22 protein-coding genes and 1 tRNA gene are annotated in these 26089 nt (G+C 58.5%); 13 read left to right on the top strand and 10 right to left on the bottom strand.

The features are described 5' to 3' along the window. Positions 1 to 59 precede the first annotated feature (59 nt). Positions 60 to 611, bottom strand: a complete 552-nt coding sequence (locus P0N66_RS07485) for a YqgE/AlgH family protein (protein ID WP_275803913.1) — start codon at positions 609 to 611, stop codon at positions 60 to 62. 258 nt (positions 612 to 869) lie between these two features. Here P0N66_RS07485 and glgB point away from each other — a divergent pair, with 258 nt between their 5' ends. The 6 genes from glgB (at position 870) to P0N66_RS07455 (ending at position 7155) form a co-directional block, all read left to right on the top strand. Further along, positions 870 to 3074, top strand: a complete 2205-nt coding sequence (glgB, locus tag P0N66_RS07480; RefSeq protein WP_275803912.1) for a 1,4-alpha-glucan branching protein GlgB — start codon at positions 870 to 872, stop codon at positions 3072 to 3074. Beyond that, positions 3071 to 3277 carry a hypothetical protein gene (locus P0N66_RS07475; RefSeq protein ID WP_275803911.1) on the top strand — a complete coding sequence of 69 codons (207 nt, stop codon included), beginning with the start codon at positions 3071 to 3073 and terminating at the stop codon, positions 3275 to 3277. The genes glgB and P0N66_RS07475 overlap by 4 nt, the downstream gene beginning before the upstream one ends. Positions 3278 to 3394: 117 nt before the next feature. Beyond that, a complete protein-coding gene (gene ispH, locus P0N66_RS07470; protein WP_275803909.1) occupies positions 3395 to 4228 on the top strand; it encodes a 4-hydroxy-3-methylbut-2-enyl diphosphate reductase in 834 nt (277 codons plus the stop codon). 67 nt (positions 4229 to 4295) lie between these two features. Further along, positions 4296 to 5504 carry a signal recognition particle-docking protein FtsY gene (gene ftsY, locus P0N66_RS07465; protein ID WP_275803907.1) on the top strand — a complete coding sequence of 403 codons (1209 nt, stop codon included), beginning with the start codon at positions 4296 to 4298 and terminating at the stop codon, positions 5502 to 5504. Then, on the top strand, positions 5501 to 6358 hold the full coding sequence (locus P0N66_RS07460; RefSeq protein ID WP_275803905.1) for a DnaJ domain-containing protein: 858 nt from the start codon (positions 5501 to 5503) through the stop codon (positions 6356 to 6358). Before ftsY ends, P0N66_RS07460 begins: the two co-directional genes overlap by 4 nt. 53 nt (positions 6359 to 6411) lie before the next feature. Beyond that, positions 6412 to 7155: a TVP38/TMEM64 family protein gene (locus P0N66_RS07455; RefSeq protein ID WP_275803903.1), complete on the top strand. Its 744-nt coding sequence runs from the start codon at positions 6412 to 6414 to the stop codon at positions 7153 to 7155. Positions 7156 to 7253: 98 nt separating this feature from the next. Here P0N66_RS07455 and P0N66_RS07450 read toward each other — a convergent pair. From P0N66_RS07450 to malQ, 3 genes are all read right to left on the bottom strand, one after another. After that, positions 7254 to 7329: transfer RNA gene (locus tag P0N66_RS07450), tRNA-Glu, on the bottom strand. A gap of 50 nt (positions 7330 to 7379) precedes the next feature. Then, on the bottom strand, positions 7380 to 7958 hold the full coding sequence (locus P0N66_RS07445; protein WP_275803901.1) for a flavodoxin family protein: 579 nt from the start codon (positions 7956 to 7958) through the stop codon (positions 7380 to 7382). Further along, complete coding sequence (gene malQ / locus P0N66_RS07440) at positions 7945 to 9510, bottom strand: 4-alpha-glucanotransferase (protein WP_275803899.1); 1566 nt, start codon at positions 9508 to 9510, stop codon at positions 7945 to 7947. The genes P0N66_RS07445 and malQ overlap by 14 nt, the downstream gene beginning before the upstream one ends. Positions 9511 to 9780: 270 nt before the next feature. Here malQ and P0N66_RS07435 point away from each other — a divergent pair, with 270 nt between their 5' ends. Next, the gene (locus P0N66_RS07435; protein WP_275803897.1) at positions 9781 to 11118 is read left to right on the top strand and encodes a sigma-70 family RNA polymerase sigma factor; all 1338 of its coding nucleotides are present in this window, start codon (positions 9781 to 9783) and stop codon (positions 11116 to 11118) included. A 13-nt stretch (positions 11119 to 11131) separates the two neighbouring features. Continuing rightward, entirely contained in the window at positions 11132 to 13741 is a 2610-nt protein-coding gene (locus tag P0N66_RS07430) for a DNA internalization-related competence protein ComEC/Rec2 (protein ID WP_275803895.1), read from the top strand. 79 nt (positions 13742 to 13820) lie between these two features. On the opposite strand, the gene P0N66_RS07425 is transcribed toward P0N66_RS07430, so the two are convergent. Then, positions 13821 to 14903: a type IV pilus twitching motility protein PilT gene (locus tag P0N66_RS07425; RefSeq protein ID WP_275803893.1), complete on the bottom strand. Its 1083-nt coding sequence runs from the start codon at positions 14901 to 14903 to the stop codon at positions 13821 to 13823. A gap of 245 nt (positions 14904 to 15148) precedes the next feature. On the opposite strand from P0N66_RS07425, the gene P0N66_RS07420 reads away from it, so the two are divergent. The 4 genes from P0N66_RS07420 (at position 15149) to P0N66_RS07405 (ending at position 18598) form a co-directional block, all read left to right on the top strand. Beyond that, positions 15149 to 16042 (top strand): PHP domain-containing protein, encoded by an 894-nt coding sequence (locus P0N66_RS07420; protein ID WP_275803891.1) that lies wholly within the window; start codon positions 15149 to 15151, stop codon positions 16040 to 16042. A 186-nt stretch (positions 16043 to 16228) separates the two neighbouring features. After that, the gene (locus tag P0N66_RS07415) at positions 16229 to 17614 is read left to right on the top strand and encodes a sigma-54-dependent transcriptional regulator (protein ID WP_275803889.1); all 1386 of its coding nucleotides are present in this window, start codon (positions 16229 to 16231) and stop codon (positions 17612 to 17614) included. A 176-nt stretch (positions 17615 to 17790) separates the two neighbouring features. Further along, positions 17791 to 18171, top strand: coding sequence for a DUF948 domain-containing protein (locus P0N66_RS07410; protein WP_275803887.1), 381 nt, complete (start codon positions 17791 to 17793; stop codon positions 18169 to 18171). A 34-nt stretch (positions 18172 to 18205) separates the two neighbouring features. After that, positions 18206 to 18598 carry a YtxH domain-containing protein gene (locus P0N66_RS07405; RefSeq protein ID WP_275803885.1) on the top strand — a complete coding sequence of 131 codons (393 nt, stop codon included), beginning with the start codon at positions 18206 to 18208 and terminating at the stop codon, positions 18596 to 18598. A gap of 11 nt (positions 18599 to 18609) precedes the next feature. On the opposite strand, the gene P0N66_RS07400 is transcribed toward P0N66_RS07405, so the two are convergent. The 4 genes from P0N66_RS07400 to lpxK all read right to left on the bottom strand — a co-directional run bounded on the left by P0N66_RS07400 (position 18610) and on the right by lpxK (position 23048). Further along, positions 18610 to 19443 (bottom strand): NAD(+)/NADH kinase, encoded by an 834-nt coding sequence (locus tag P0N66_RS07400; protein WP_275803883.1) that lies wholly within the window; start codon positions 19441 to 19443, stop codon positions 18610 to 18612. A gap of 1 nt (position 19444) precedes the next feature. Then, entirely contained in the window at positions 19445 to 20269 is an 825-nt protein-coding gene (gene proC / locus P0N66_RS07395) for a pyrroline-5-carboxylate reductase (protein WP_275803881.1), read from the bottom strand. A 356-nt stretch (positions 20270 to 20625) separates the two neighbouring features. Then, positions 20626 to 21606, bottom strand: coding sequence for a UDP-3-O-acyl-N-acetylglucosamine deacetylase (lpxC, locus tag P0N66_RS07390; RefSeq protein ID WP_275803879.1), 981 nt, complete (start codon positions 21604 to 21606; stop codon positions 20626 to 20628). Between the two features lie 344 nt (positions 21607 to 21950). Then, positions 21951 to 23048 carry a tetraacyldisaccharide 4'-kinase gene (gene lpxK / locus P0N66_RS07385; RefSeq protein WP_275803877.1) on the bottom strand — a complete coding sequence of 366 codons (1098 nt, stop codon included), beginning with the start codon at positions 23046 to 23048 and terminating at the stop codon, positions 21951 to 21953. 326 nt (positions 23049 to 23374) lie between these two features. Here lpxK and P0N66_RS07380 point away from each other — a divergent pair, with 326 nt between their 5' ends. Beyond that, positions 23375 to 24304, top strand: coding sequence for a 16S rRNA (uracil(1498)-N(3))-methyltransferase (locus P0N66_RS07380; RefSeq protein WP_275803875.1), 930 nt, complete (start codon positions 23375 to 23377; stop codon positions 24302 to 24304). 29 nt (positions 24305 to 24333) lie between these two features. Here the strand turns inward: P0N66_RS07380 and murJ are convergent, their stop codons facing one another. Continuing rightward, positions 24334 to 25929 (bottom strand): murein biosynthesis integral membrane protein MurJ, encoded by a 1596-nt coding sequence (murJ, locus tag P0N66_RS07375; protein ID WP_275803873.1) that lies wholly within the window; start codon positions 25927 to 25929, stop codon positions 24334 to 24336. Positions 25930 to 26089 lie beyond the last annotated feature (160 nt).

Raw genomic sequence — 26089 nt, 5'->3', positions numbered from 1 at the left:
GGACAGCTACCAAAAGATGGCACAAGAAAGGACAGGAGAAGGTGCAGGAAAAACGGCGATCAGGCCGAACCGCTGACCCCGCCGAACAGGCCGATATCGACTCCATGCACCAGAGCGGCCTGTCGCCATTTGCGATGATCGGCGGTGGCAAAGATGATTTCATCACGGGCCGGCAGTACCAGCCAGCCGTCAACGCTCAACTCGGCCTCCAGTTGCCCGGGCCCCCAGCCGGAGTACCCCAGGGTCACCAGGTAGTTTCCCGGCCCGAAACCGCCGGCCAGATCATAAAAAAGGCGCGGGTCACGGGTTAACGAGACGGAGGGGCTTACCTGGAGTTGATTGTCGAGCTGATAATCAGTCGAATAGATCACAAACACATGACTGGTCTCCACCGGACCACCCAGGTAAACGGGCCCCAGCGGACGCTCCGGCAAAGGAATCTCCGCATTCCGGAAAATATCTTCCAGTTGCACATCTTTGAGCGGCTGATTGACGATCAGCCCCATGGCCCCTTCATCGTTGTGGGCACAGAGAAAAATGACCGTTTCCATGAAACGGGGGTCGGACATCTGGGGAGTGGCGATCAAAAACTGACCTTGCAGGCTGTCCACGATGGCAATGACCCTTGGCAAAGATACAGCAATTAAGCCGGTTACCGGCCGACAACTGAAGCTACCGCTGAACATGAGCCTACCTGATGGATATGGCAAAATCAATTGTAAAAAAGGCTCTTGTCGGCGCTGCGAGGAACAAGATCTTTGCTTGTCAGCCATGACCAACCTGTGCTACAACGAACAAGCACCACAACCGTAAATTCACTAAATTGCCGGCCCTACCGCCATAAACTTTCCAACCGAGTTAAGCCAATCATGACCCACCCCTTGCACGCTGATTTTACCCGGATCATCAACTCAGACCACCACGACCCGTTTCAGGTTCTGGGGTTTCACCTGCTCTACGACGAAACGCCGGCGGCGGTGGTGCGCTGCTTCCAGCCCGCCGCCAACCAGGTTTTTCTGCTGATCCAAGGGGAACGCCGGGAGATGTACAAGGTCCGCGAGGAAGGTATCTTTGAATTCACCCTGCCCGGCTGCCGGGAGTTTTTTCCCTACCAGTTGGAGGCCCATTATTCCGACGGTGCCAGCCACCAGTTTGAAGACCCCTACCGCTTCTGGCCACAGTTGAGCGATTTTGACCGCTACCTGATCAACAACGGCACCCACTATCAGCTTTACGACAAGCTGGGCGCGCACCCGGTCACCATCGACGGAGTACCAGGCACCATCTTTCGGGTCTGGGCCCCCAACGCCAGGCGGATCAGTGTGCTGGGCAATTTCAATTTCTGGGACGGGCGCCTGCACCAGATGCGGGTGCTGGCAGGTTCCGGCATCTGGGAGCTGTTCCTTCCCCACGTGGGGGTAGGCGAACCATACAAGTTCGAGATCCGCACTGCTGGCGGCGACATTCTGGAAAAGACCGATCCTTGCCAGTTTCTCAGCGAAGTGCGCCCCAAAAGTGCTTCGGTGGTCTGGGACACCGGCAATTTCTCGTGGAGCGATGATGAGTGGCTGGCCCGGCGGCGTAAAATTTCAACCTACCGCCAGCCCATGTCCATTTATGAAATGCATCTGGGCTCCTGGCGGCGGGATCCGTCAGACCCCTCCCGCTTTCTCTCATACCGGGAAATCGCCGACGCCCTGATTCCATATCTGCTGGAGATGGGTTTTACCCACGTGGAGTTTTTGCCGGTTGCCGAGCATCCGCTGGATGAGTCCTGGGGATACCAGGTGATCGGTTTTTACGCGGTAACCAGCCGCTTTGGCACCCCCGATGATTTCTCCTACCTGGTCAACGAATGTCACCGCCACGGCATCGGGGTGATTCTGGACTGGGTTCCCTCGCACTTTCCCACCGACGGCCACGGGCTGAGCCGTTTTGACGGCACCTGCCTTTACGAACATGAAGACCCCCGCAAAGGCGCCCACCAGGAATGGGGCACCCTGGTGTTCAACTACAGCCGGGCCGAGGTGGCCAACTTCCTGATCGCCAACGCCCTGTTCTGGTTCGAGCGCTATCATATCGACGGCCTGCGGGTGGATGCGGTGGCCTCCATGCTGTACATGGACTACGGCCGCCAGGACGGGGAATGGCTGACCAACGAGTATGGCGGCCGAGAAAACATTGAGGCCATCGAGTTTCTCAAACATCTCAACAGCATCGTCTATGACCGTCACCCGGACATCATGATGATCGCCGAGGAATCCACCAGCTACTTCGGGGTTTCCAAGCCGGCCAACTGGGGGGGGCTGGGGTTCGGCTACAAGTGGAACATGGGCTGGATGAACGATACCTTAAGCTACTTCCAGCATGACCCCCTGTTTCGCAAATATCACCACGGCGCCCTGACCTTTTCCCTGCTGTATGCCTTCAGTGAAAATTTCATTCTGCCTCTTTCCCACGATGAGGTGGTCCACGGCAAGCGTTCGCTGCTCAACAAAATGCCCGGCGACAACTGGCAGCGTTTTGCCAACCTGCGCCTGTTGCTGTTTTTCCACTGGACCCATCCCGGCAAGAAGCTGCTCTTCATGGGCGGTGAGTTCGGCCAACTGTCCGAATGGTACTGCAAGGTGAGCCTGGACTGGCACCTGGTGGAAGAGGGCGAAAAACACCGGCAGCTGCAGCAGTTTGTCCGGGAGTTGAACCATTTTTACCGCCAAACCCCGGCCCTGTGGGACGACGATTTCTCTCCGGCGGGTTTTCAGTGGCTGGACTTCAACGATGTCGACAACTCCATCATCAGCTTTGCCCGTTTCACCGAAGACCGTAAAGAGTTCGTGGTTTGCCTGCTGAATTTCACCCCGCAGGTGCACTACAACTATAAACTAGGCGTACCCCGGGGCGGCCGCTACCGGGAAGTCTTGAACTCGGATCTGGCCGGAGCGGGCGGCAGCGGAGTGAACAACCCTGAACCGCTGAACAGCATCAACCAGCCCTGCGGTCAGGCCCCGGAACACCTGCTGGTCAAGGTTCCACCTTTGGGGGGCGTTATCTTCAAGCTGAAGGAGGAACCATGAGCGACGGCCGAAATATTCAGCCCCCCGGCGAAAAAATGCGCCGGGCCCTGGCCTGGGTTGGTGAGTGCCTGGCCGCCGAGCCGGATCGTAATCGCCTGACCTTGCTGCGGGAGGCGGAAATCCGCTTCGACCTGTCGCCGGCGGAATGTGAGTTTCTGGACCATAACTTCGACTGTCGCCGCTGCAACCAACACCACGGATAAACCATCCCCCGCCGTAAACCCTGTCGGCCGAGCATGCAACCATGCCGCCGACCTTTGTTTTTTACTACTGCGAGACAGATTGCCGTTCTGTCCCTAAATCCAAATGGAGGAACCAGAATGAAAGTTGTTCTGGCCCGACACGCCGGCTTCTGCATGGGGGTCCGGCGGGCGGTTGAAACCACCCTGAAACTGGTGGACAGCCGACAAGGCCCCATCAGCACTTTCGGCCCCCTGATTCACAACCCGCAGGTTCTGGAGATGCTGGAAGAAAAGGGGGTTAAAGTAATGGAAGAAGTCCCGGCCGACACCAAAGGTACGGTGGTGATCAGGGCCCACGGGGTGCCACCGGAACGCAAACGCCGTTTGGAAGAAGGCGGGGTGGTGGTGGAAGACGCCACCTGCCCCCGGGTGGTCAAGGTGCAGGCAATTATCGACAAGTACCAGAAGGAAGGCTATACTACGGTGATTGTCGGCGACCGCGATCACGCCGAAGTTGAAGGCCTGATGGGACACGCCGGGGCGGCGGGGATTGTGGTCAGCCGGCTGACCGATCTCGATGAACTGAAGCTCGATCATCCCTACATCGTCGTCAGCCAGACCACCCAGGACGAGAAGGTCTTCCGGGAAATCACCGAGGCCATTCTGGAACGCTTTCCCGGAGGCAAGGTATTCAATACCATTTGTGACTCAACCCACAAGCGTCAGGACGAAGTGAGGAAGATGTGCCAGGAGATCGATACCCTGGTGGTGGTGGGGGGGCGCAACAGCGCCAACACCAAGCGACTGGCTGAAATCGCCCACGGCCTTAACTGCCCGGTCTTCCTGGTGGAAACCGAAGATGAACTGGAACCCGAGAAGCTGAAAAAATTCCAGTGCGCAGGGGTGACCGCCGGGGCCTCGACCCCGGCCTGGATCATCCGCCAGGTGGTAACGGCTCTGGAGTCAATCTAAACTGGATGAACTTTTTGCGACTTCATCAAATTATGCGGATCGTATTAGCGACAAGGAAACAACGGCAATGCTGAGCTGGTTTAAGAAAAAATTGCGGCGGGAGACCGACAGGCCGGATACGGAAGCCACGCCCCGACCAACCGAACAGGAAGGCCAATATCGCTCTGAAGAGCAAACCGCCATCGCCCCCCCGGCGGCGGCGAGTGAAAACGGTCACCCCCCTGGCCCCGTTGAACAGGCTCCCGATGCGGCAGCTCCCCCACCAGAATCCCGGCCGGCCACCACCGCCACCGGCTTTTTCGACCGTCTGCGCCAGGGCCTGAGCCGAACCCGGGAAAGCCTGGTCAATCGTATGGACGAACTCTTCCTGGGCAAAAAGGCTATCGACGCCGAACTGTTTGATGACCTGGAAGAGATTCTGATCACCGCCGATCTCGGCGCCGCCACCACCAACGAACTGCTGGAAAAGGCCAGGGAACGGGTTAAACGGGACGAGTTGAGCGATCCCAGGGCGCTTGAAGCAATTCTTGAGCAACTGCTGCAGGAGCACCTGGTTCGGGTCGACCGGCCGGCTGAACTGGTAATGCCGGCCAGCGGCCCGTTTGTGATTATGGTTTTGGGGGTCAACGGGGTGGGCAAGACCACCACCATCGGCAAACTGGCCCACAAGTTTAAAAAGTCCGGCCAGAAGGTACTAATGGTAGCCGCAGACACCTTTCGGGCCGCCGCCATTGAACAGCTCCAGGCCTGGGGCAAGCGGGTGGATGCCGAGGTGATCGCCCAGCAGCAGGGAGCCGATCCATCTTCAGTGATCTACGACGCCTTCGACTACGCCCGCCCCCGGGATTTCGATGTGATCATCGTCGACACCGCCGGCCGGCTGCACACCAAAGTCAACTTGATGGAAGAGCTACGCAAGATCAAACGGGTGATGAACCAGAAGATCCCCGGGGCCCCCCACGAGGTGATGCTGGTCATCGACGCCACCACCGGCCAGAACGGGATCTCCCAGGCCAGGCTGTTTCATGAGGCGGTGGAGGTCAGCGGTATTGCTTTGACCAAACTGGACGGCACTTCCCGGGGCGGAATCGTGGTCAATATCTGCCGGGAGTTCAATATTCCCATCCGCTTTGTCGGTATCGGCGAACAGATGGAAGACCTGCGCGATTTCGACCCCCGCGAGTTCGTCAAGGCGCTCTTTGCCCGGGATCAGGCGAAAAACGGGCCGATCAAGGCTGCTGCCGGGGAGAACGGCAACAGGCCCGAACAATCATGATTATCTATCAACGCCGCCCTCCCGGCGGGCCTGGTTGCGGCGGCTGTCTGCTGCTGCTGGCCCTGACGGTGCTGCTGCTGGGCGGCGCTCCGCTGTTGTTCAACTTGGTTGGTGCTCTGCTGCTGGGCCTGGGTATCGTGTTGCTGGGCGCCATCGGTGCCCTGTGGTCCTTCACCTGGTACGTCCGCCGCAAGATCCGGCTCTACGAACAGTCCCAAACCGAAAGCCACAACCTTTTTGTTTACCTGCTGGTCCATATCCTGATTCGGATCGCTCAGTTGGACGGTGAGGTAAGCCGGGCAGAAACCGCCGCTATCAGCGATTTTTTCCGTACTCAGTTGCGCTACAACCACCAGCAGATGCTCTGGGTCAAGGGGCTGATCAAGGAGGCCATGGCCTCGCAACTGACTCTGAACGACCTGCTGAACGAGTTCCGCCGCCGCTTCGGCTACGAACCCCGCCTGATCCTGCTGGAGCTGATCTACCGGGTGATGTACGTCAAGGAGGTCTCCCCGCGGGAGTTACAGACTCTGCAGCAAATCGCCGACTTCCTGGAGATCAGCCCCTACGACCACCAGGCGATCCGGGCCCGCTATCAGGCCGGCGGCCGCCCCGGCAGCACCCCCGGCAGCTTCCGCTATGCCGACCAGGAAGCCCGCTATTACCAAGCCCTGGGCTTGGAACCAGGCGCCGATTTTGAACAGGTCAAAAGCGCCTACCGCAACTTGAGCAAGCAGTACCACCCGGACAAGGTCAACCATCTGGGTGAGGAGTTCAAAAAAGTGGCGGAAGAAAAGATGAAAGAAATCAATGAGGCCTACCAGTACCTCAAGAAACGCCAGGAACAGGGCTGAGTTGTGACTGGTCAGCCAAGGCTTGGGGCAGACCGGGCAACGGTACTGCTCCCATGAGTTTTTTCGCCAGGCTCACTGCCCACCCGGCCTTTTCCCACCTGCAGGAAAACCGCAACTTCCTGCTGATGCTGCTCTTTTTTGCACTGCTCCCCTTGGTGGCATCTTCCTTGTTCATTTATGCAGCGCAAGCCAATCAACATCTGCTGGCGGAAAGGACCATTTCCATGCTGGTTCTTTTTCATCTGGCCGCCATTCCGGCCATGGCCCTGGCCTTGACCCCCACCACCTTCATCGCCGTTATCAGCGGCTATTTTTTCGCCTGGTACGGACTGGCAGGCTTACTCCTCTCCTACCCCCTGGCCGCTTTGCTGGGCCTCAAATTCGGCCGGACAGCCCAAAAACTGGTGTTGAGTAAAAATTTCTACCACAATCCCAAAATCCGTCGCTTCCTCGAGCAAATCGGCCAGGATGAATTTACCATGATCGTTTTTGCCCGTCTTTCGCCGGTGCTGCCCTTTGCCATGACCAACATGGCACTTTCCGTTCTGAAGCTCGGCCTTATCTCCTTTATGCTCGCGACGATGATCGGCATGTTGCCGCGGACCTTCATTTTCTTCCTCCTCGGCAGGGACGCCCCGGAAATCTGGGCCTTCGTCCGAGACCCCACCCTGGAAGACTTTCAGCAGCTTATCCCCCTGCTGCTGGCCATTATATCCGCCACCGGGCTGCTGTGGGTCGCCAAAAGGACTGTTGCCCGGATGAATGAACAGACACAAGAAACAACCGAATCGGGGTAAATATATTGCTTGGCGAGGAAGCTGAAGTAAAAGCCGAAAGGCTCCAAATAAAAAAAGAGAATCAAAAGGCTGGCCTCTGATTCTCTTTGGTGAGCTCGTGGTGACCCCTACGGGACTCGAACCCGTGTTACCGGCGTGAGAGGCCGGCGTCCTAGACCGCTAGACGAAGGGGCCAGCAAATGGAAGCCGTTCTTTTACCTGATCGGCTTAAGTAATGTCAAGGTTTATTCTTGCACCAGAGCGCAACCAAACCTGGTAGCACGTTGCAGGCTTTCCGGCTGTTGCGCAGCATCGCCGGGAACGTCCAGTCCCCGCACCAACAGTTCTCCTCCGTGGGCAAACCCCATGGCATCGAAAGCGTATTTAGCGGTGAGAATAGCGCCGTCAAAAACCTTCGGTCCTTTGGTGGCCGCCACCGCCAGCAACAGGCCCCGACGCTGCGGAGTCCGCCGACCCCGCTCCAGTCCTAGACGCCCACGGTTCCACAACGCCTGGCTGCGATCCACCAGGGCCTTGACCTGGGCGGTAAGGCCGTAAAAATAGATGGGCGAGGCCAGCACCAGCCGGTCGGCCGCCATAATTTGGGGGTAAAGGGCGGCCATATCGTCTTCAATGATACACTCCCCGGTCTCGTCACAGGCCCCACAAGCTGTGCAGGGCTGAATATCCAAATCACAAACCCGGATGGTAACCATTTCGCCCCCGGCACCAGCCACTCCTTCTTCAAGGGCGGCCAGCAGGGTGGAGGTGTTGCCTCCGGCCCGGGGGCTGCCGTTGAAAGCCAGAACTTTAAGTTTGTTCATTATCTTCTCCCTTTTGCTCCGGTTGCATGAGCCGGTTATAAAATTTGGTCTCATCCCGCAGTTGGGCCGCCACCTCGTCGGTAAGAAAACGCCCCGCCACCCGCCAGCGCCAGTTGCCCTCGGCGGTACCGGGAACGTTCATCCGGCAATCGCTACCAAAGCCCAGCACATCCTGGAGAGGAACAATCACCACTTTGCCCACCGAAGCCAGAGCCAGGCGAATGAAGTCCCAATGTACCGGATTACCGTCGCGGCCGTTGGCATAGCGCAAAAAACGCTCTTTGGCGTCGGGGTTGACTTGATTGCTTAAATACCATCCCAGTGAAGTATCGTTATCGTGGGTCCCGGTATATACTACGCAGTTGGGCTGGGCATAGTTATGTGGCAGGTAGGTATTGGTTTCATCGGAATCAAAGGCGAACTGCAGCACCTTCATGCCGGGAAACCCAAGCCGGTCACGCAGTTTTTCCACTTCCGACGTGATCAGCCCCAGGTCCTCGGCAATAATCGGCAACTTGCCCAGTTTTTTTCCCATTTTGTGGAAGAATTCCAGCCCCGGGCCGGGCACCCATTCTCCCCGCACGGCATCGGGCTCCTCGGCAGGGACCTGCCAAAAAGACTCAAACCCCCGGAAGTGATCGATCCGAACGATATCGGCCTGCTCAAGCTGGTGGGCAAAACGCCGGGCCCACCACTGATAAAGCCGTTTTTGCACCGTCGGGCCGCCATCATGCCAGCGAAACAGCGGATTGCCCCAACGCTGGCCGGTGGCGCTGAAATAATCCGGCGGCACCCCGGCCACATGGGTGGGTTGATGAGTTTCCGGGTCCAGCAGGAAGCAGTCCGGCCAGGCCCAAACTTCGGCGCTGTCCTGGGCGACGTAGATGGGCAGATCGCCGACCAGCCGCACTCCCCGAGCCGCCGCCCGCACCCGCAAACGCTGCCACTGGCGGTAGAAAATAAATTGGACAAATTCATGATAGCTAATCCGGGCCGCCAGCCGCCGCCGCTCTTCCTGCAGGGCAGCCGGTTCGCGCCGGGCCAGAGGTTCGGGCCAGTCATGCCAGGGGCGCCCCTGCTGATCTTCATGAAGACAGATAAACAGGGCGTAATCCGCCAGCCAGGGCTGATCGGCCTTGAATTCCGCCAATTGCCGACGGAACTCACCCCTCTCCGGCAGTTGCCGAAAGGTTTTAAAAGCGGCGGCCAGAACTTGCTCCTTGAAGGCTCTGACCGGGGCAAAATCCACCAGGTAATCGGAAAATTCCGGCCCCGACGACAGCAGTTCATCGCTTGCCAGCCCATCTTCCTGCAACAACTCGGGACTGATCAGCAAGTGATTACCGGCGAAGGCGCTGAGGCCCATGTAGGGTGAGTTGTCCAACCCGGCACTGGTGGGGCACAACGGCAAAAACTGCCAGTAGCGCTGCCCGGCTGCGGCCAGAAATTCCACAAAGGCATGGGCTTCGGGCCCCAGATCACCGATGCCGAAAGGACTCGGCAGGGAGGTTATGTGCAACAGTACCCCACTGCCTCGTTCAAGATCAGTCAATTCACCGCTCCCCAAAAAATGGTTGAAAAATTACAGCTAATAGCTTGACCAGCATACCATCGAAAAAGATATCAGTCCAAGATGAATGTCTACAATGTTCCACACAATCGTTGTTTTTTCTTTTTCTCCTTGCCCTTTGGACAATCTATTATTAGTGTATAGTGTTTGACGATACTTAAGCCAAGCGGGAACCATCCCCTTGCCAATTATCAGCTGGCCCCACCCCGGCAAGCGCTTGATAACACCGCCAGAAACCAGGAGAAACGCCACGTGTCCGCCAACATCAAAAACAAGTTGCTTGAAGCCGGCAAGGACGACGGCTGCATCACCCTTTCCTTTCTCAACGACCTGATTCCCGACGACAATGATCCTGATGCCATCGACGGCATTTTTGATTTTCTGCAGGAACACAACATCGAAGTCATCACCCACGATAAGCACGGCGGCAAGAAAAACCTGGACGGCAAGCGCCTGGACGACAAGGACCAGGATGATGCATCCGACATGGATGATGAAGAGCCGCTGGCCGCCAAGATTGCCGGGCGGGAGGATCTGGCCGAACCAGAAGAAACCACCACCACCTACCTCAGGGAAATGGGGCAGTTTGACCTGCTGACCCCGGAAGAGGAAGAAAAATATTCCAAAACCATTCGAGAAGGCTTCAACGCCATCATCAACGCCATCCGTAAAGACCGCTCCGGCCTGGCGGAAATGAAAGAGCTGGCAGAGCGCATTGAAATGTGGGAAAAAAGAGATCCCACCTTAAAGCCCAAAAAACGGCACCTAAACAACATGGTGCGCAGCATGACCGCCATCTGCCGCAAGTATCCGGACAAAAAGCGGCTGCGCCAATGCTACTGCCGGATCGAGCTTTACGCCCGCTCCATCGAGGTGGCCAAGGATGCCATGATCAAGGCCAACCTGCGGCTGGTGGTAAGCATTGCCAAGCGTTACATGCACCAGGGCCTGACCCTGGCCGACCTGATCCAGGAAGGCAACCTGGGCCTGATGCGAGCGGTGTTTCGCTTCGACTACACCAAAGGCAACAAATTCAGCACCTATGCCAGCTGGTGGATCCGCCAGGCCATCACCCGGGCCATTCTCGACAAGACCCGGACCATCCGCCTGCCGGTCCATTTTCTGGAACTGCGCAGCCAGTTTTTCAAAGCCTTTTATTCTCTGCTCAAAGAGCTGGGACGGGAGCCGACCCCGGCGGAAATCTCCGAAAAAACCGGCCTGCCGATGGAAAAGATCCTGGCTATTTTTGAGGCATCCCGGGAACCCATCTCCCTGGAAACCCCGGTGGGTGATGATGACTCCACCCTGGGCGATTTTCTCGAAAACCAGGAATCGGTTTCGCCTTACGAAGCGGTCAAGGGTAATCAGTTAGCGGAGCGGGTCACCACTATTCTCTCCACCCTCAGCCCGCGAGAGGAAAAAATCATCCGGCTGCGCTTCGGCATCGGCGAAGACGCCGAATACACCCTGGAAGAAATCGGCAAACGCTTCAACGTCTCCCGCGAACGCATCCGCCAGATCGAAAAAAAGGCATTAAACCGTCTACGCCATTCCAGTCGCCGGGAAAAACTGAAAAACTTTCTCGACTAGATCGGGGCTGCCCATGGCCCCCCCGATCGCCCCCGCCAGCCCCCTGCCCGGCCGCCTGGTATTACCAGTCCTGTCCTTAACCGCCGGCATCGCCACCGCCGGTTGGCTGGAGTTGCCACCGGCCACAACAATCATCCCCCCGCTAGCCGTCCTCTTGTGGCTCCTGGTTATCATTCTGCGACCGCTCCTGCTGCGGCTGATCCCGGCTTCGCTCACTTGGGTGAATTTCCGCCGGTGGCCAACCTGGCCCCCCGCCCTGCCCAGATCGCCGTACCTGTTCACTCTGCTGCTGCTGATCTTCTTTAGCGCCGGCTACAACCTGGCCCGCCCCCAGCTGACCCTGCCCCCCACCCCGAGCCATCTTTACAACCAGCTGACGTCCCACCAGCAGCTCAAGGCAACGGGCCAGGATTCTCATGATGTGGTGCTGGTTGGTGTTGCACAGGAATTGCCCCGCCAAAACGGAGAACGCACCAGGCTGGTGCTGGCGGCCGAGGAATTGCACCGATCGGCGGGCGCCACCGCTACCCATGGCCTGGTTCAGTTGACCGTCAACGGCCCACTCGAGCAGGAGATAAAACCCGGCGACCGCCTGATGGTGCGGGCCCAAATAGGCCCGGTGCGTGCTTTCGCAGTCCCGGGCGCTTTCGACTACCGGCAGTTTCTGGCCCATCGCGGCATTCACCTGAGCGGCTGGCTGGCCAATCCTTTGCAACTGGCCCAAATAAATGAACCTGCCCCGGAAAGCTTCCGCCACCGACTGACGTATCTGCCGGAACGGCTGCGTACCAGGGCCAGTGAATTGTTGAACCGGCACCTGGCGGCAGAAGAAAACCTGCCGGTACTCCGAGCCTTGCTCATCGGTGATCGCAGTGGCATTGAAGCCGCCACCCTGGAGGCTTTCAAGGCCGGCGGCGCCATGCACTTGCTGGCCATTTCCGGCATGCACCTGGGATTGATCGCCCTGCTCAGCATGGCCGCGGCGGAATGGCTGCTCAAACGCTCCTCTTACCTGCTACAAACCATTCATGTTCGCAAAGCCGCTCTGCTGCTGGCCCTGGTCCCCATTATCGGCTATGCCCTGATTACCGGCCTGCAACCACCTGCCCTGCGGGCCCTGATCATGACCCTGGTTTTCATGGCGGCGGTGCTGAGTGACCGCCAGTGGTGCAGCCTCAACAATCTGGCCCTGGCGGCGATAATTATCCTGGCGCTGGACCCGACGGCCCTGTTCGGGGCCTCGTTTCAGCTTTCCTTTGCCGCCACCGCCGGCATAATCATGCTGGCGCCGGCCCTGCAGGACCGCTACCAGGCAACCACCACCGCCGGCCGACAACTGCTCTTCTGGGTCATCACCAGTTTGCTGGTTTCAACCGTGGCCACCCTGGTCACCGCCCCGCTGGCCATGTATCACTTTCATCGGGTTTCGCTGCTCAGTCCGCTGACCACCCTACTGGCCACCCCGCTGATCTTCTTCTGGACCCTGCCGCTGGCGTTGGTTGGGCTGTTCCTGGCCGCCGTCAGCGAAAGCGCCCTGCTCACCGGGCTGGCCGAACTATTGCTAACCGCCGCCAGCCGTGGCCTGGACCTCACCGTCAGCCTGACCGTTTGGCTGGCGGAATTGCCGGGCAGTTTTTTTTACCTGGCCCCGCCGTCAACAGCGGAGTTTCTATGCTGGGGAATTTTGCTGATGACTCTGGCCCTGGCGCGCCGTCATGCCGCCTTCCCGGTTGCCGCCGCCATGATGGCGCTGCTGCTGGTCCTGCTGCCCGTTTATCACCAGTGGCAAAGGCAACAGGAACCCAACAGCCGAGTCAGCTTCATTGAGGTGGGCCACGGCAAGGCCACCGTGGTGGAGATGCCCGGCAACCGGAACTTCCTGGTGGACGGCGGCGGGCCGGCCACCCTGAGTACCGACGTGGGCGAACAGCTGATCGCCCCCTTTCTCCGGCAACGGCGGATCAAACGCCTGGAGGCGGTGGTGATCAGCCACCCACACGCCGATCATTTCAACGGCATCCCCTTTCTGCTGCAGCACTTCCGGCCGCAAGTTCTGTGGATTAACGGCCGCCCGGACGGCAGTCGAGAGTACCGGGCCCTGCTGGCCCTGGCCGAAGAGCTGGGGATTGAGGTCAGAATACCGGAAGAAAGCGGCCAGGTCCTGGCCGGCCAGGCGACCAATAACGCCACCCAACCGGTCATCATGAAAAATGTGGCCGATTTTCACCTGCAAGGGCCAACCGATTTCAACCCACCCCTGGCAGACCCAGTCAACGATCAGAGTCTGATCATCAGCTATCGGCACGGAGAGATTTCTTTTCTGCTGCCCGGCGATATCGGGATGGAACAGGAGCGGCGACTGGCGGCAGAACACGGCGACCGATTCCGGTTCCGGGTGCTGGCAGCCTCCCACCACGGGCGCCGCTCCTCCATGGCCCCGGAGTTCATCCGCATCACCGATCCGGATTATATCATCGTTTCCGACAACGAACAGCGGGTGGATCAACAACGACTCAATTCCTGGCAACAGCAGGGGTATGCGGTAATGACCACCGGCCGCTATGGCACCGTAATCTGCACCACCGACGGAACAAAACTGCAGTGCCGCCCCAGCCGCCATTGAGTAGCATCAACGGGGACGCAACTAACTCACGGGGGAGGGGCAGGAGGTAAGCGATCACGGGGAATTGCCAGGCAATTGCTCAGGCGTCGGTAAAGTCCGCCGGCGGGGTTTTCAGATACTGTACGAATTTGCTTTTTTCAATGGCGTTGATGTAGGCGTCCTCACCGGAAATCCAGCCTTTCTGCAGCACATCCATGATAGCGTCATCCAGGGTCTGCATGCCGAATTTTTTGCCAGTCTGCATGGCAGAGGGGATCTGGTAGGTCTTGCCCTCCCGGATCAGGTTGCGCACCGCCGGGGTGCAGATGAGAATTTCCAGGGCGGCACAGCGGCCTTTTTTGTCGATGCGTTTAAAGAGGTTCTGGGACACCACCGCCTTCAAAGCGTCAGCCAAAGTTGAGCGCACCTGGGCCTGCTGGTTGGAAGGGAAAATCTCAATGATCCGGTCCACGGTCTTGTTGGCGTTCAGGGTGTGCAGGGTGCCAAAAACCAGATGCCCGGTCATGGCCGCTTCCATGGCCAGGCTGATGGTTTCCAGGTCCCGCATTTCGCCCACCAGAATGATGTCCGGGTCTTCACGCAAAGCCCCGCGCAGGGCAGAGGAAAAACTTTGGGTATGCAGCCCAACCTCCCGGTGGTTGACAATACAGTTATGGCTTTTATGGACGAATTCAATGGGATCCTCAATGGTGAGAATATGGTCCTTGCGGGTTTTGTTGGCCTGATCGATAATGGCCGCCAGGGTGGTGGATTTGCCGCTGCCGGTGGGACCGGTAACCAGCACCATTCCTTTGGGAAGGGTGGCCAGGCGGGAGACCACCGCCGGTAGCCCCAACTGATCACAGCCCAGGATCTCACTGGGAATTTCACGAAAAACCGCCCCGATCCCGTTTTTCTGCATGAAAAGATTGCCACGGTATCGAGCCAGCCCGGGGATCTCATAACCGAAATCGATATCGCCGGTTTCCTCGAAGACCTTGATTTTTTCCTCGGAAACGATTTCGTAGAGCATGGATTTAAGGGTGTCATTTTCCATGACGTTATATTTAACCTTTTCCATGTCGCCGCGGATCCGCAAAACCGGCTGCTGCCCGGAAACCATATGGAGGTCGGAAGCACCCTGGTCGTGCATCAATTTAAAAAACGCATCGATCTGAGCCATGGCAAAGAGTTCCTTTGTAATTAAATTTGTCGGCGACCGCATCGGTGGCGGCACTGGAGCGCGCGTGACAGCTTGCGGTTAACACGTTACCGAACAAAACGTTTGATGGTTTTTTGCAAGACCATTAAAGTTGTCAAATTTGCCCGGCTAATGTGGTACAATCCACGATCAATATCACAAAATATCGCCACCTCGGCAAGCGTTTTTCTTGCTGCCAGCGACCCGAACGACGGAACTACCACTCCATGAGCTGGATAGATTTACATACTCACTCGACTTTCTCCGATGGAGCCCTGACCCCCGAGGAGCTTATCGATCTCGCCCTGCAGCGCGGCCTGCAAGTCCTGGCCCTCACCGACCACGACACCGTGGCCGGCCTGCCCTCCTTTTTTGCCTACGCCGCCGACAAACCGCTCCAGGTGCTGGGGGGGATTGAAATCAGCGCCTGGCACCAACTGAGTTCCATGCATATTCTTGGTTACGGCCTGGACCATACCGACACCAATCTCAATCGGAGCCTGAAAGAACTACAGCGAGCCCGCCATCAGCGCAATCTGGACATTTTAACCAGGCTCAACGAAATGGGGATTGACATCAATTACTTCGACCTGAAATTTCAGCAGGATGGTCAGGTGGGGCGCCCCCATATCGCCCGGGCCCTGGTGCGCATGGGGGTAGTTAGCTCCTTCCAGGAAGCTTTCTATCGTTACCTGCGCCGGGGTGCAGCCGCCTACGTAAACAGTTCCCGCATTCACGCCCTGGATGCCATCCGGATGATCAGCAGGGCCGGCGGCGCCGCAGTCTTGGCCCACCCGGCGGTCAACGATGCCGACCTCAACAACCTGCCGGAACTGCTGCCGGAGTTATGCCAGGCCGGACTGGCCGGGCTGGAAATCCATTATCCAGCCCACAGCCACAAACAACACCAGCAGTTGTTGCGACTGGCAGCCGAACACCGTTTGCTGGTCACCGGGGGAACCGATTTTCACGAAACGCTGCCCAATGGCGCCCCGCTGGGCGGCAACTGTCGCAGTGGGCGCACCCCTTTTGCCTGTTACCAAGAGTTGTGCGATTTTATTGCCCTGCAAACAGGCCAAGGGAAGTTCGGCCAGGCGGCCCCCCTCAACCACTTTCGATGACTTCGCAAGAAGTCATCGAAAGTGCCCTCCGCGTCCCCATAGATGGGCGCGCAAATCAATAGATTGCTTGTAAGCTATTGATTTGCAAGGAAAGCAGAAGCCGCGTTTTCGCTTTCCGGGTAGCAAAAAGTCCATGGACGGACTTTTTGCGGATTCATTAAGTCAAATCAAGTCCGGGAAAAGACCATGCAAACCATTCTGGTCGTCGATGACGAGCCGAACTATCTGGTGATCCTCTCCGAGCTGTTGCGGGATGAAGGCTACGAAACCTTTACAGCCGCCAGCGCCGAAGAAGCTCTCAAGATCGCCCGACAGACCGATCTTGACCTGATCATCACTGATATGCGGATGCCCGGGATGGACGGCCTGGAGCTGTTAAAAACCGTCAAAAGCATCAATCCGTCCCTACCGGTGATCATGATCACCGCCTTCGGCGAGGTGGAAAAGGCGGTGGCCGCCATGCGGACGGGAGCCTTCAACTATCTGACCAAGCCTTTTGACAACGACGAGTTGCTGGTGAGCATCCGCAAGGCGGTCGAACATTATGAGGTGGTCCGCGAAAACACCCGGCTGCGGGCCGAAATCAGTGAGCGCACCTCATACGCCAGAATGGTGGGCAAAAACCCGCGTATGCGGGAGATTTACGGCCTGATCGAAAAAGTGGCCCCCACCCCTACCTCGGTCCTGATCACCGGCGAGTCCGGCACCGGCAAAGAACTGGTGGCCCGAGCGGTGCACAGCAACAGCCGCCGCTGCGAAGCCCCGTTTATTTCGTTAAACTGTGCCGGGTTACCGGAAAGCCTGCTGGAAAGCGAGTTGTTCGGCCACGAAAAAGGGGCTTTCACCGGCGCCGTTGCCCTGCGTAAAGGCCGCTTCGAGCTGGCCGACGGTGGCACCCTGTTCCTGGATGAAGTGGGCGAAATGCCGCTCAGCCTGCAGGTCAAACTGCTGCGGGTCATTCAGGAACGCACCTTTGAGCGGGTGGGCGGCAGTCGCACCATCAAGGTCGACGTACGTATCATAGCCGCCACCAACAAGGACCTCAAGGAAGAGGTGGAGACGGGAAAATTCCGTGAAGATCTCTACTACCGGCTCAACGTGGTTCATATCCACCTGCCGCCGTTGCGGGAAAGAACCGACGACATCCCCATGCTGGCAAAACACTTCGTGGCCAAATTTGCCCGGGAGTTGCATCGTCCCGGCCTGCAGATTCAGCCGGAAACCATCAGCCTGCTCGGCACGCTGCCCTGGGAGGGCAATATTCGCGAACTTGAGAACGCCATCGAACGCGCCGCCGTACTTTGCAGCAACGAAGTAATCACCCCGGAGGACGTGCAACCGGAAAACACCAGCGACCAGCCCGGCGACGGCTGGGGTGACAACCTGCAACTTGAGCAGTGCATTCCCCCCGACACCCCACTACCCGAGATCCTGAACACCATCGAGAAAAAAATGGTGGCCGAGGCCTTAGCCAAAGCCGATTATGTGCAAACCCGGGCCGCCGACAACCTCGGTATTACCAAAAGCCTACTGCAGTACAAAATAAAAAAATACGGCCTGCAAAAAAAATAATAAATTCGCCAAAAATTTCGCTTACAGCGCTTCCTGATTGCCATCCGGGTGTGATAAACTGCAAGCGTTGAGCAGCAGATGTCAGGGCCGGTGAACGGCCACAACAAACTGCTTGCATGCTGCCCGCCGGTACCGTCACCGGCACTTACTCAAACAAGCCGCCGGGAGGAGAAGTTGTGACACCGCTGGATATTTTCCTGATTTTCACCGCCGGTAGCATCCTGATTCTGACCGCCGTTTTGGTGCCCACCCTGCTCCAACTAAAGCGGACCTATAAAAAAGCGGAAGAAACCCTGCAGGTACTGGAACGGGAATGGGTTCCGATGAGCAGAAAAATCACCGCTGGCGCTGCCGAGGTGGAACTGCTGGCGGCCTCCTGCACAGCCAAACTGGAAGAAACCGATGAGGCAATCCGGGCCGTCCGCCGGGCCGGGGACACTTTACTGCTGACTTCCCAGGCCCTGAGAGATTCGGTCCGCCCGGTCATCAGCGGGGTCGGCGGCGTTACCGCCGGTCTGCAAATGTTCGCCCGGGTGCTTTGGGGCGGCAAAAAATGATAACACCAGCCAGACAAAGCAAGGAGGAAACACCATGAGTCATCACAATGAGAACTGTAACGCCGGGTTAACCGTTATTTCATTTTTGGCCGGGGCAGTCACCGGCGCCGCCGTGGCTCTGCTGCTCGCCCCCCAGTCCGGCCGCGAAACCCGCGAACAACTGGCCGGCTACAGTGAGGAGTTGCGCGAAAGGTGTCGTCATTTTCCCGATGACGTCAAGGAACATGCCGGCAGTGCGGTGGAGCACGGCAAAGCCATGATCGACCAGGGACGGGAGCTCATTGAGCGCGGCAACAAGCTGGCCGGCCAGGGCAAGGACTATCTCGACCACAAGAGGAAAAGCCTGAGCGCCGCCATCGAAGCCGGCCGCCAGGCCATGGCCCAGGAAAAGGAAGTCCTGGACCAGGCTATGGAAGAAAAGGATTAGGTGCGGCCTGCTCAGCGACCGCCGCTCCAGTTGAGCTTGCCCCGGAGAATTTCGAAATAGCCTTTCCAAGGGGAGGTCACCAGCCGCAGCTTCCGGTCCGCTGCCGCAATCTCCAGAATGTCTCCCGGTCGCAGCTCGCCGCAGCGATGGCCATCGGCGATAACCTGGAGATTGGCAGCCACCTTGGCAGTCCCCGTGCTGCTCTCGGCGATCCGGACCTCTAGCCGACAGGAACCGGTCAGCAACACCGGCCGGCTTTCCAGCATGAAGGGACAGATTGGGGTAACCACGATGGCGTCGAGGCGGGGATGTACCACCGGCCCCCCGGCGGAGAGATTGTAGGCGGTGGAACCGGTGGAACTGGCAATAATCAGGCCGTCGGCCCGGTAAGTGGCCAGGTATTCACCATCGGCCCAGGCCTCCAGTTCAACCATCCGGTCCACCGCGCCTTTACTGATCACTACGTCGTTTAGGGCCTGGTGCCATCCCTCCGCCGCCTCACTACGGAGGCGAATCTTCAGCATCATCCGCTCTTCGACGGGCAACTCTTCGCTCAACAGTCTTTCCAGAATAGCCCACCGATCCTCCACCGCCACCTCGGTAAGGAACCCCAGGCCACCCATATTTATCCCCAGCACCGGAATCTCGTAACCGCCGGCCTCTGCCGCCACATGGAGCAAGGTGCCGTCTCCTCCCAGGATGATGAGCAGGTCCTGGTCGGCTTCAATGCGGTCAACGCTCACGTCTATCCCGCGGGCGGCGAACCAGTCCGCCATTTCACCGCCGATACGCCGGGGTTCGGCGGAATCCCGCTTGAGAATAATCCCAACTTTACCGAGCTTCATCTCAGTTGCCGCCCAGTTCTCGGGAACGACGAGTGGCGGCCTCCACCGCATCCATGATCAGGGAACGGAAGGCCCCGCGCTCCAAAGCATGCAGCCCGGCGATGGTGGTTCCGCCTGGCGAGGTCACCATGGCCCGCAATTCGGCCGGCGACTGCCCGCCTTCCTCGACCAGTTGCATGGAGCCGGCAATGGTCTGCCGGGCCAGCAACCCGGCCACGTCCCGACTCAGGCCAACCTTTACTCCGGCATCGATCAGGGACTCAAGAAAGGTAAAGACGTAGGCCGGCCCGCTGCCACTAAGGCCGGTGACCGCATCCATGGCTGTTTCAGGCAGAGTTACGGTTCTGCCCACTGCGGCGAATATACCTTCCGCCAGCTTAAGATCATCTTCATCGGCATGCCGGCCAGGACTCAAAGCCGAGGCACCGGCCAGCACCAGGGCCGGGGTATTGGGCATAACCCGAACAACCCGGACCGGCTGCGGGGCCAATACATCTTCAATAAAAGCTGTAGAAACGCCGGCGGCAATGGAGATCAGAAGGTGTTTCCGTTCGTCCGCCACCGGCCGGGCCTGCTCCAGCACCGCCCCCATGATCTGGGGCTTGACGGCCAGCACCAGTACCCCGCACTCTTCCCACAAGGGGCCGGCATCCGGATGAACCCGCACCCCGTAACGCTCAGCCAGCACTTCCCGGCGCGGGGCACTGGGTTCCGCCACTGTCAGTTCGGCAGCTTGATACAAACCTGCGGCCAGCACCCCCTTGATCAGGGCCTCACCCATCTGACCGCCACCGATGAACCCAAATTTATTTCGTTCTGCTATCATTATTTTTGCCTCATTGATTACTCCAGACAGTCGAGACTGACACCACACACCAGCACGTTAGGTACGGCTGAACGATCGGCATCAATACTCAGCGCAACCAACCGCACAACCATACAACGCGAAATTTTCCAGGAATGAGGCAAGAATAGCCGATTAAAAACACCAGGTCCAGCCCAAGTCCCAAAAAATACAGGGGATCCGTCGTAAACGTTCAGCAACAAGTTACGGGGATTGATGAACTCTTTTAATAAACAACAAAAAAACCCGCAGAGAAATCTCCCTGCGGGTTGTATGCCTGGAACCGGCAAACCGGCTCGCCAACCAATTACGGCTGCGAAGCTGTAAACTGAGGGTGTTTAAGCACGGGTGGGAGCCAAGGCCAGTGATGGCGGCAACAGGTAGGGCAGAATCCGGTCGCCCATCGCTTTGGTACTTTGGGCCAGCTGCTGCAGCACCTGGAACTCACCGCTGCTTTCAAGCGCTACGATATCCCAGGCCTCGGGATGAGCTGATACTGCCTGCATCAGCCCAAGATGCTGACCATGACCAGATTTCTCCGCCACCACCCGTCCCAGCAGGGGGAAGCCCAGCAAGGCAAGGTCACCCACCAGGTCCAGCACCTTGTGCCGGACAAACTCATCGGCATAGCGCAGGCCGTCACTGTTCATAATACCTTGGTCATTGATAACCACGGCGTTATCCAGTGAGCCGCCAAGGGCGAGACCGTTACGACGCATCTGCTCCACTTCACGAAAAAAACCAAAAGTGCGGGCGCCGGCGATTTCAGTGGCAAAATTTCGCGGCGTCAGATCGATCTCAAATTGCTGACGGCCAATCCTGGCATGGGCAAAATCAATCCGGCAACTGACCTGGAAGCCGTCATAGGGTTCGATCCGGACCGACCGCCCCTGGCCGTCGCTGAAACGCACCACTTCGTTGAACTTGAGCATCCAGCGCTGAGCCTGTTGCCGGCGGCGGCCGATCCGGCGCAGCACCTGAACAAAAGGAGATGCACTACCGTCCATAATCGGTACTTCCGGGCCATCCACCACCACCACCGCATTATCAATCCCCAGCCCATAAAGGGCGGCCAGCACATGTTCCACCGTGGAAATCGAGGCGTTTTCCATCGTTTCAACAGTGGTTGCCAGGCGGGTATCAACCACCCGGTCCATAAAGGCCGGGGTCGGCTCCAGTTGATTAAGATCAGAGCGCAGCAGACGAATGCCGCTGTTGACTTCATCGGGGTAAATCGCCATCCGCACCGGTTTGCCGCTGTGCAGGCCGATACCGGCGAAGCTGACACTTTTTTTCAAGGTATGTTGCAGTACATCCATTTCTATTGATTCCGTTTATTGGGGTGAAGATTAGAGTAATTTTGTCGGACCGGACAAGTGATCCCACCGACGCAGTGTAATGCAATTTACAGGCCAGCAGCTGGACAAAACACCATACAAAAAATAAAACACCATATTACAACGACAAAACAAACAACAACAAGATTGGGGTAACTTTTGTGAACCTATTGAGTGTGGCAAAAAAAACACACTTACGGCGCGGCACCCCACCAACTTGCCACAGCAGCAAGGACTCATCCGGCCGCTACTTTATGTCCGGCAATTTTCACCGTCTCGCCCAAACCAGTCCATCTTGCCGGCCGGTAACGTTAAACAGCGACCTATCAAACACCATCGGGCGGTAGCGCAACCTGATGCGGAATTGACAATCTTAAACGGATAAAACGGTCGAAGGCTTCTTCCATGAACAGGGACACCCGCAGAGCCAGCAGGGGGAAATCATCCGTCAACGGGGCAAGCTTGACCAGATCTTTTTCGGTGGTGATTAACGCTGCGGCTGACTGCTGCCTGGCGGCCTGAACCAGACCACGGTAATCAGCCGCAGTGTAATGATGATGATCGGCAAAGGCCCGAAAACCATTGAGGCGATAGCCCACCCGCAACAAAGTCTGCCGAAATGATTGCGGTTGGGCAATCCCGGCAAAGCCGTACAGGGGCTGCCCCTTCCCCTGATCCAACGCCATGGCGGCATCGAAACCGCCGACCAACAGGCAGACCGGCCGATACTCCCCGGTAAAACAGGGAAGCTGCGGCCAGCGGACTTTTAAAAATCGCTGAAAGGCGGCCACTTCCGGCAAACTTTCCGGCGTAACCCCGGTGATCACCACCGCGTCGGCCCGCCCCAAGGCCGACCATGGCTCCCGCAACGGGCCGCCGGGGAAAACCCGGACCCGCAGGGGCAAATTCCGGGCACTGAAAAGGGCCAGATCAAGATCCCGGTCCAGAGCCAGATGCTGGAAACCGTCATCCAGGATCAGGCTATCGGCTCCCAGCCGTTCCACCGCGTAACGACCGCTTGCCGCCCGGCGCACCCCAACCAACACCGGCACACCGGGCAGCGAACGGGCCAGCAGTACCGGTTCGTCCCCCGCCGCTTCCGGCCCCTGCAACAACTGCCGGCCATCGGCCACCACCAGCGGCTGGTGCCGGTCACCCCCTCTCCGGCGGGGCCGCCCATAACCCCGGCTCAAAACGGCCGGGCGGCCCCCCACATCCTTGAGCAGACGGGCCAAATAAAGCACCAGCGGGGTTTTTCCGGTCCCCCCCAGGGTCAGGTTGCCGACACTGATCACCGGCACCCTCATTTTTTCCCGCCGCCACCAGCCACGCCGGTAAAGCCAGGCCCGTAAACGCATCAGGCCGGCATAAAGCGGTGCCAAAGGACGGCCCAAAACAAACAGTAGATCGAGATGAGATCCCACAATCCTCCTCCGCCGAGCCGGGAACAAGGTCGTCCACTCCGTCACCAGTCACTCCGGCTTTGCCGTCACCGCTCAGCGGCGACATATCTTCAAGCTCACAATCGGGGCACATCCGCCGACGGCCAGGCTTTACCTTTAGCACCGTGGCACGGTTACGCTTTGACTATCAGAGCCGAACAAATTAGAATCGGACCCGGCTGTGCCGGGCTGTTCCGCCCACGAGCCGGTTGCCGCAAATAAAACCGTAAAGTGAAGCCAGATAACCAAACCGGTCGAACCGTTCACCAGGGCCAACATTCCGCGACTTTAACAGGCCAACCTCTACCATGAACATCATCCTGCTGGAACACGACGAGATAGTTGCCAACACCGTTAATCTCCGGGACCGCCGTGCCGAGCACATCGGCCGGGTACTCAAAAGCCGGCCCGGAGATCTGCTGCGGGCCGGCATTATCGACGGCCCCATGGGCTCGGCCCGGGTGCTGGCCACCAGCCGCCGAGAAGTCACGCTCCAGCTTGACTGCCACCAAGACCCGCCGACCAAAGCCGCCACCGCCCTTATCCTGGCCCTGCCCCGGCCGATCATGCTCAAAAGGGTGCTGGCCCAGGCCGCCGCCATGGGGGTTGACCGCATCATGCTGACCAACGCCCGGCGGGTGGAAAAAAGTTTCTTTAACTCCTCGCTGCTCGCTCCCGCCGGGATCAGAACGGCCCTGCTCCAGGGCCTGGAACAGGCCGGCGACACGCGGCTGCCAACCGTCAGCGTGCATACACGCTTTCGCCCTTTTATTGAAGATGAGCTGCCGTCGCCCCACCCTGCCGGTCCTTTACGACTGCTGGCCCACCCCGAAAAGGCGCCCGCCGAGGCCACCGACTCCGGGCCCCGCCGGCATACCACCAACCGGCAGCAAAATCCACCCGCCGGCGCGCCGCCATCCGGCACCGCCAAAGCCCTGGTAAGCGGTCACAAGGGGCCGCAGGTTACGGCAGGCGAGACGGCGATGGATGACCAGGGACAAATTTCATATCTGCCCCCTTCAGCGCCGGCGCAATCACCGCTTTCACAGGTGCCCCGTGATTGCTTACGCGATCTGGCCCAACGCCGACTGCTGGCCATCGGCCCCGAAGGGGGGTGGGTGGACTTTGAAATAAACTGCTTTCAAGATCAAGGTTTTATTCCTTTCTCCTGGGGGGCGCGCATCCTCCGGGTGGACACCGCCGTGCCGGTGCTGCTGGCCCTGGCGGAAGCAAGGTAACCGTTCAGCCGGTATCTGATCGGGCGCGACTAACGCCGCAGCAAGCGCCGAACCAGCAGGTTCATCTCTTCCAGTTTCAACAGGTGCAAAACCAGCCCGTACAACAAAGCGCTGCTGCCGATGCAGACCGCCACCGCCGCGATATCCAGCAGCAACCGGTCCTCGGTGAGCCCGCCGGGGAACAGCAGCCGCTGCAGACCGTAAAGCCAGACGGCCATCAACATGGAAGCGAGCACAATCTTGCCCAGCCCGCGGGCCAGTTCGACCAGGGGATAACCACCCATCAACCGATAAAGCATGGCACTCAAAAAGATGAAGTTGACCGTCATCGCCCCCGAGATGGACAGGGCCAGGGCCCGGTGTTCCAGGTGCTCGAGAACGGCCAGAATGATCAACAGGTTGACCAGCATGGTCAGAAAGCTGCCGATCACCGGATAGCGGGGCCGGTCCAGGGCATAAAAAACCGGCACCATGATCTTGACCGCGGCATAGGCAAACAACCCCACGGCATAGCAGGCCAGCACCTCGGCGGTACCCACCGTTGCCGCCACATCAAAGCGGCCATGCTGAAAGATCACCCGGACGATGGGCCGGGCCAGCAGAATCAGCCCCACCGAGGCCGGTACGCTTAAACAAAAGGCCATGGTCAGCGAAGAGACATAGGTGCTTTTCAGGTTGGGCATGTCACGCTGGGCGGCAAAGCGAGAAACCACCGGCATGGTGGCCACCGACAGAGCCACCCCGAAAAGCCCAACCGGCAGCCAGAAAAGGCGAAAAGCGTAATTAAGCCAGGAGAGAGTGCCCTCGGCCAGGGAGGAAGCAAAATAGGTATTGATTACGATGTTGAACTGCAACGGCGCCAGGCCGATGACCGCCGGCATCATCAGTAACAAAATCCGCTTAAGTCCCGGATCACACAGGTCAAGGTGGGGGGTAAAACGGAAACCGGTACGGTACAGGGTCGGCAACTGGCAGACCAACTGCAGTACCCCGCCGATCAGCACCCCGATGGCCATCCCGACGATGGCCGGCTGGTCAAAGCGGGGCATGAGCAGGGAAAGAGACACGCCTCCGACCAGGGCCCCGAGGTTGAAAAAACTCCCGGCCATGGCCGGCACAAAAAACCGTCCCTTGGTATTGAGCACCCCCATCACCACCGCCGCCAGGGAAACCAGGGTCAAAAAGGGAAACATGATGGCCGTGAGTCGGGCGGTCAGCTCTACCTTGCCCGGCACCTGGACGTAGTCATCCTGGACCAGCAGGCGAACAAGGTGTTCCGAGGCAAAAATCCCCACCAGGGTGAGAACACTCAAAAACAGCCCGAAAAAAACCAGTACATTGCTGGCCAATCGCCAGGTTTCCTTTTCACCCTTTTCGTTGTAGGCGGCAAAAACGGCGACAAAGGCAGCGCTCAGGGCCCCTTCGCCAAAGAGATCCCGCAGCATGTTGGGAATCCGAAAGGCCACCACAAAGGCGTCGAAGGTATAACCGGCCCCAAAGAGGACAGCAAAGGCCTGCTCCCTCACCAGTCCCAGAATTCGGCTGCACAGCACCGCAAAACTGACCACGGCGGCGGAACGGGCGATGGTTCCGGTTTGGCCGGCTTGGATGGATAGTTGGGACATAGAGTTGTACCTTGGTCCAAAAGGCTGGCAGATCGGTGCTGCTGAACGACCAACAAATTAGCAGGCCGCGGCGGTAAGTCAAGCACCTTAACTGCGGGGACAAGTGTCCTTCAAAATCGCATCGCGCTTGAACGTGGCCCTGCCTGAGGCTAAGGTGCTT

Source organism: Desulfurivibrio dismutans (assembly GCF_029210385.1).
Classification (GTDB): domain Bacteria; phylum Desulfobacterota; class Desulfobulbia; order Desulfobulbales; family Desulfurivibrionaceae; genus Desulfurivibrio; species Desulfurivibrio dismutans.
This window is presented reverse-complemented; position numbering and strand designations above follow the sequence as displayed.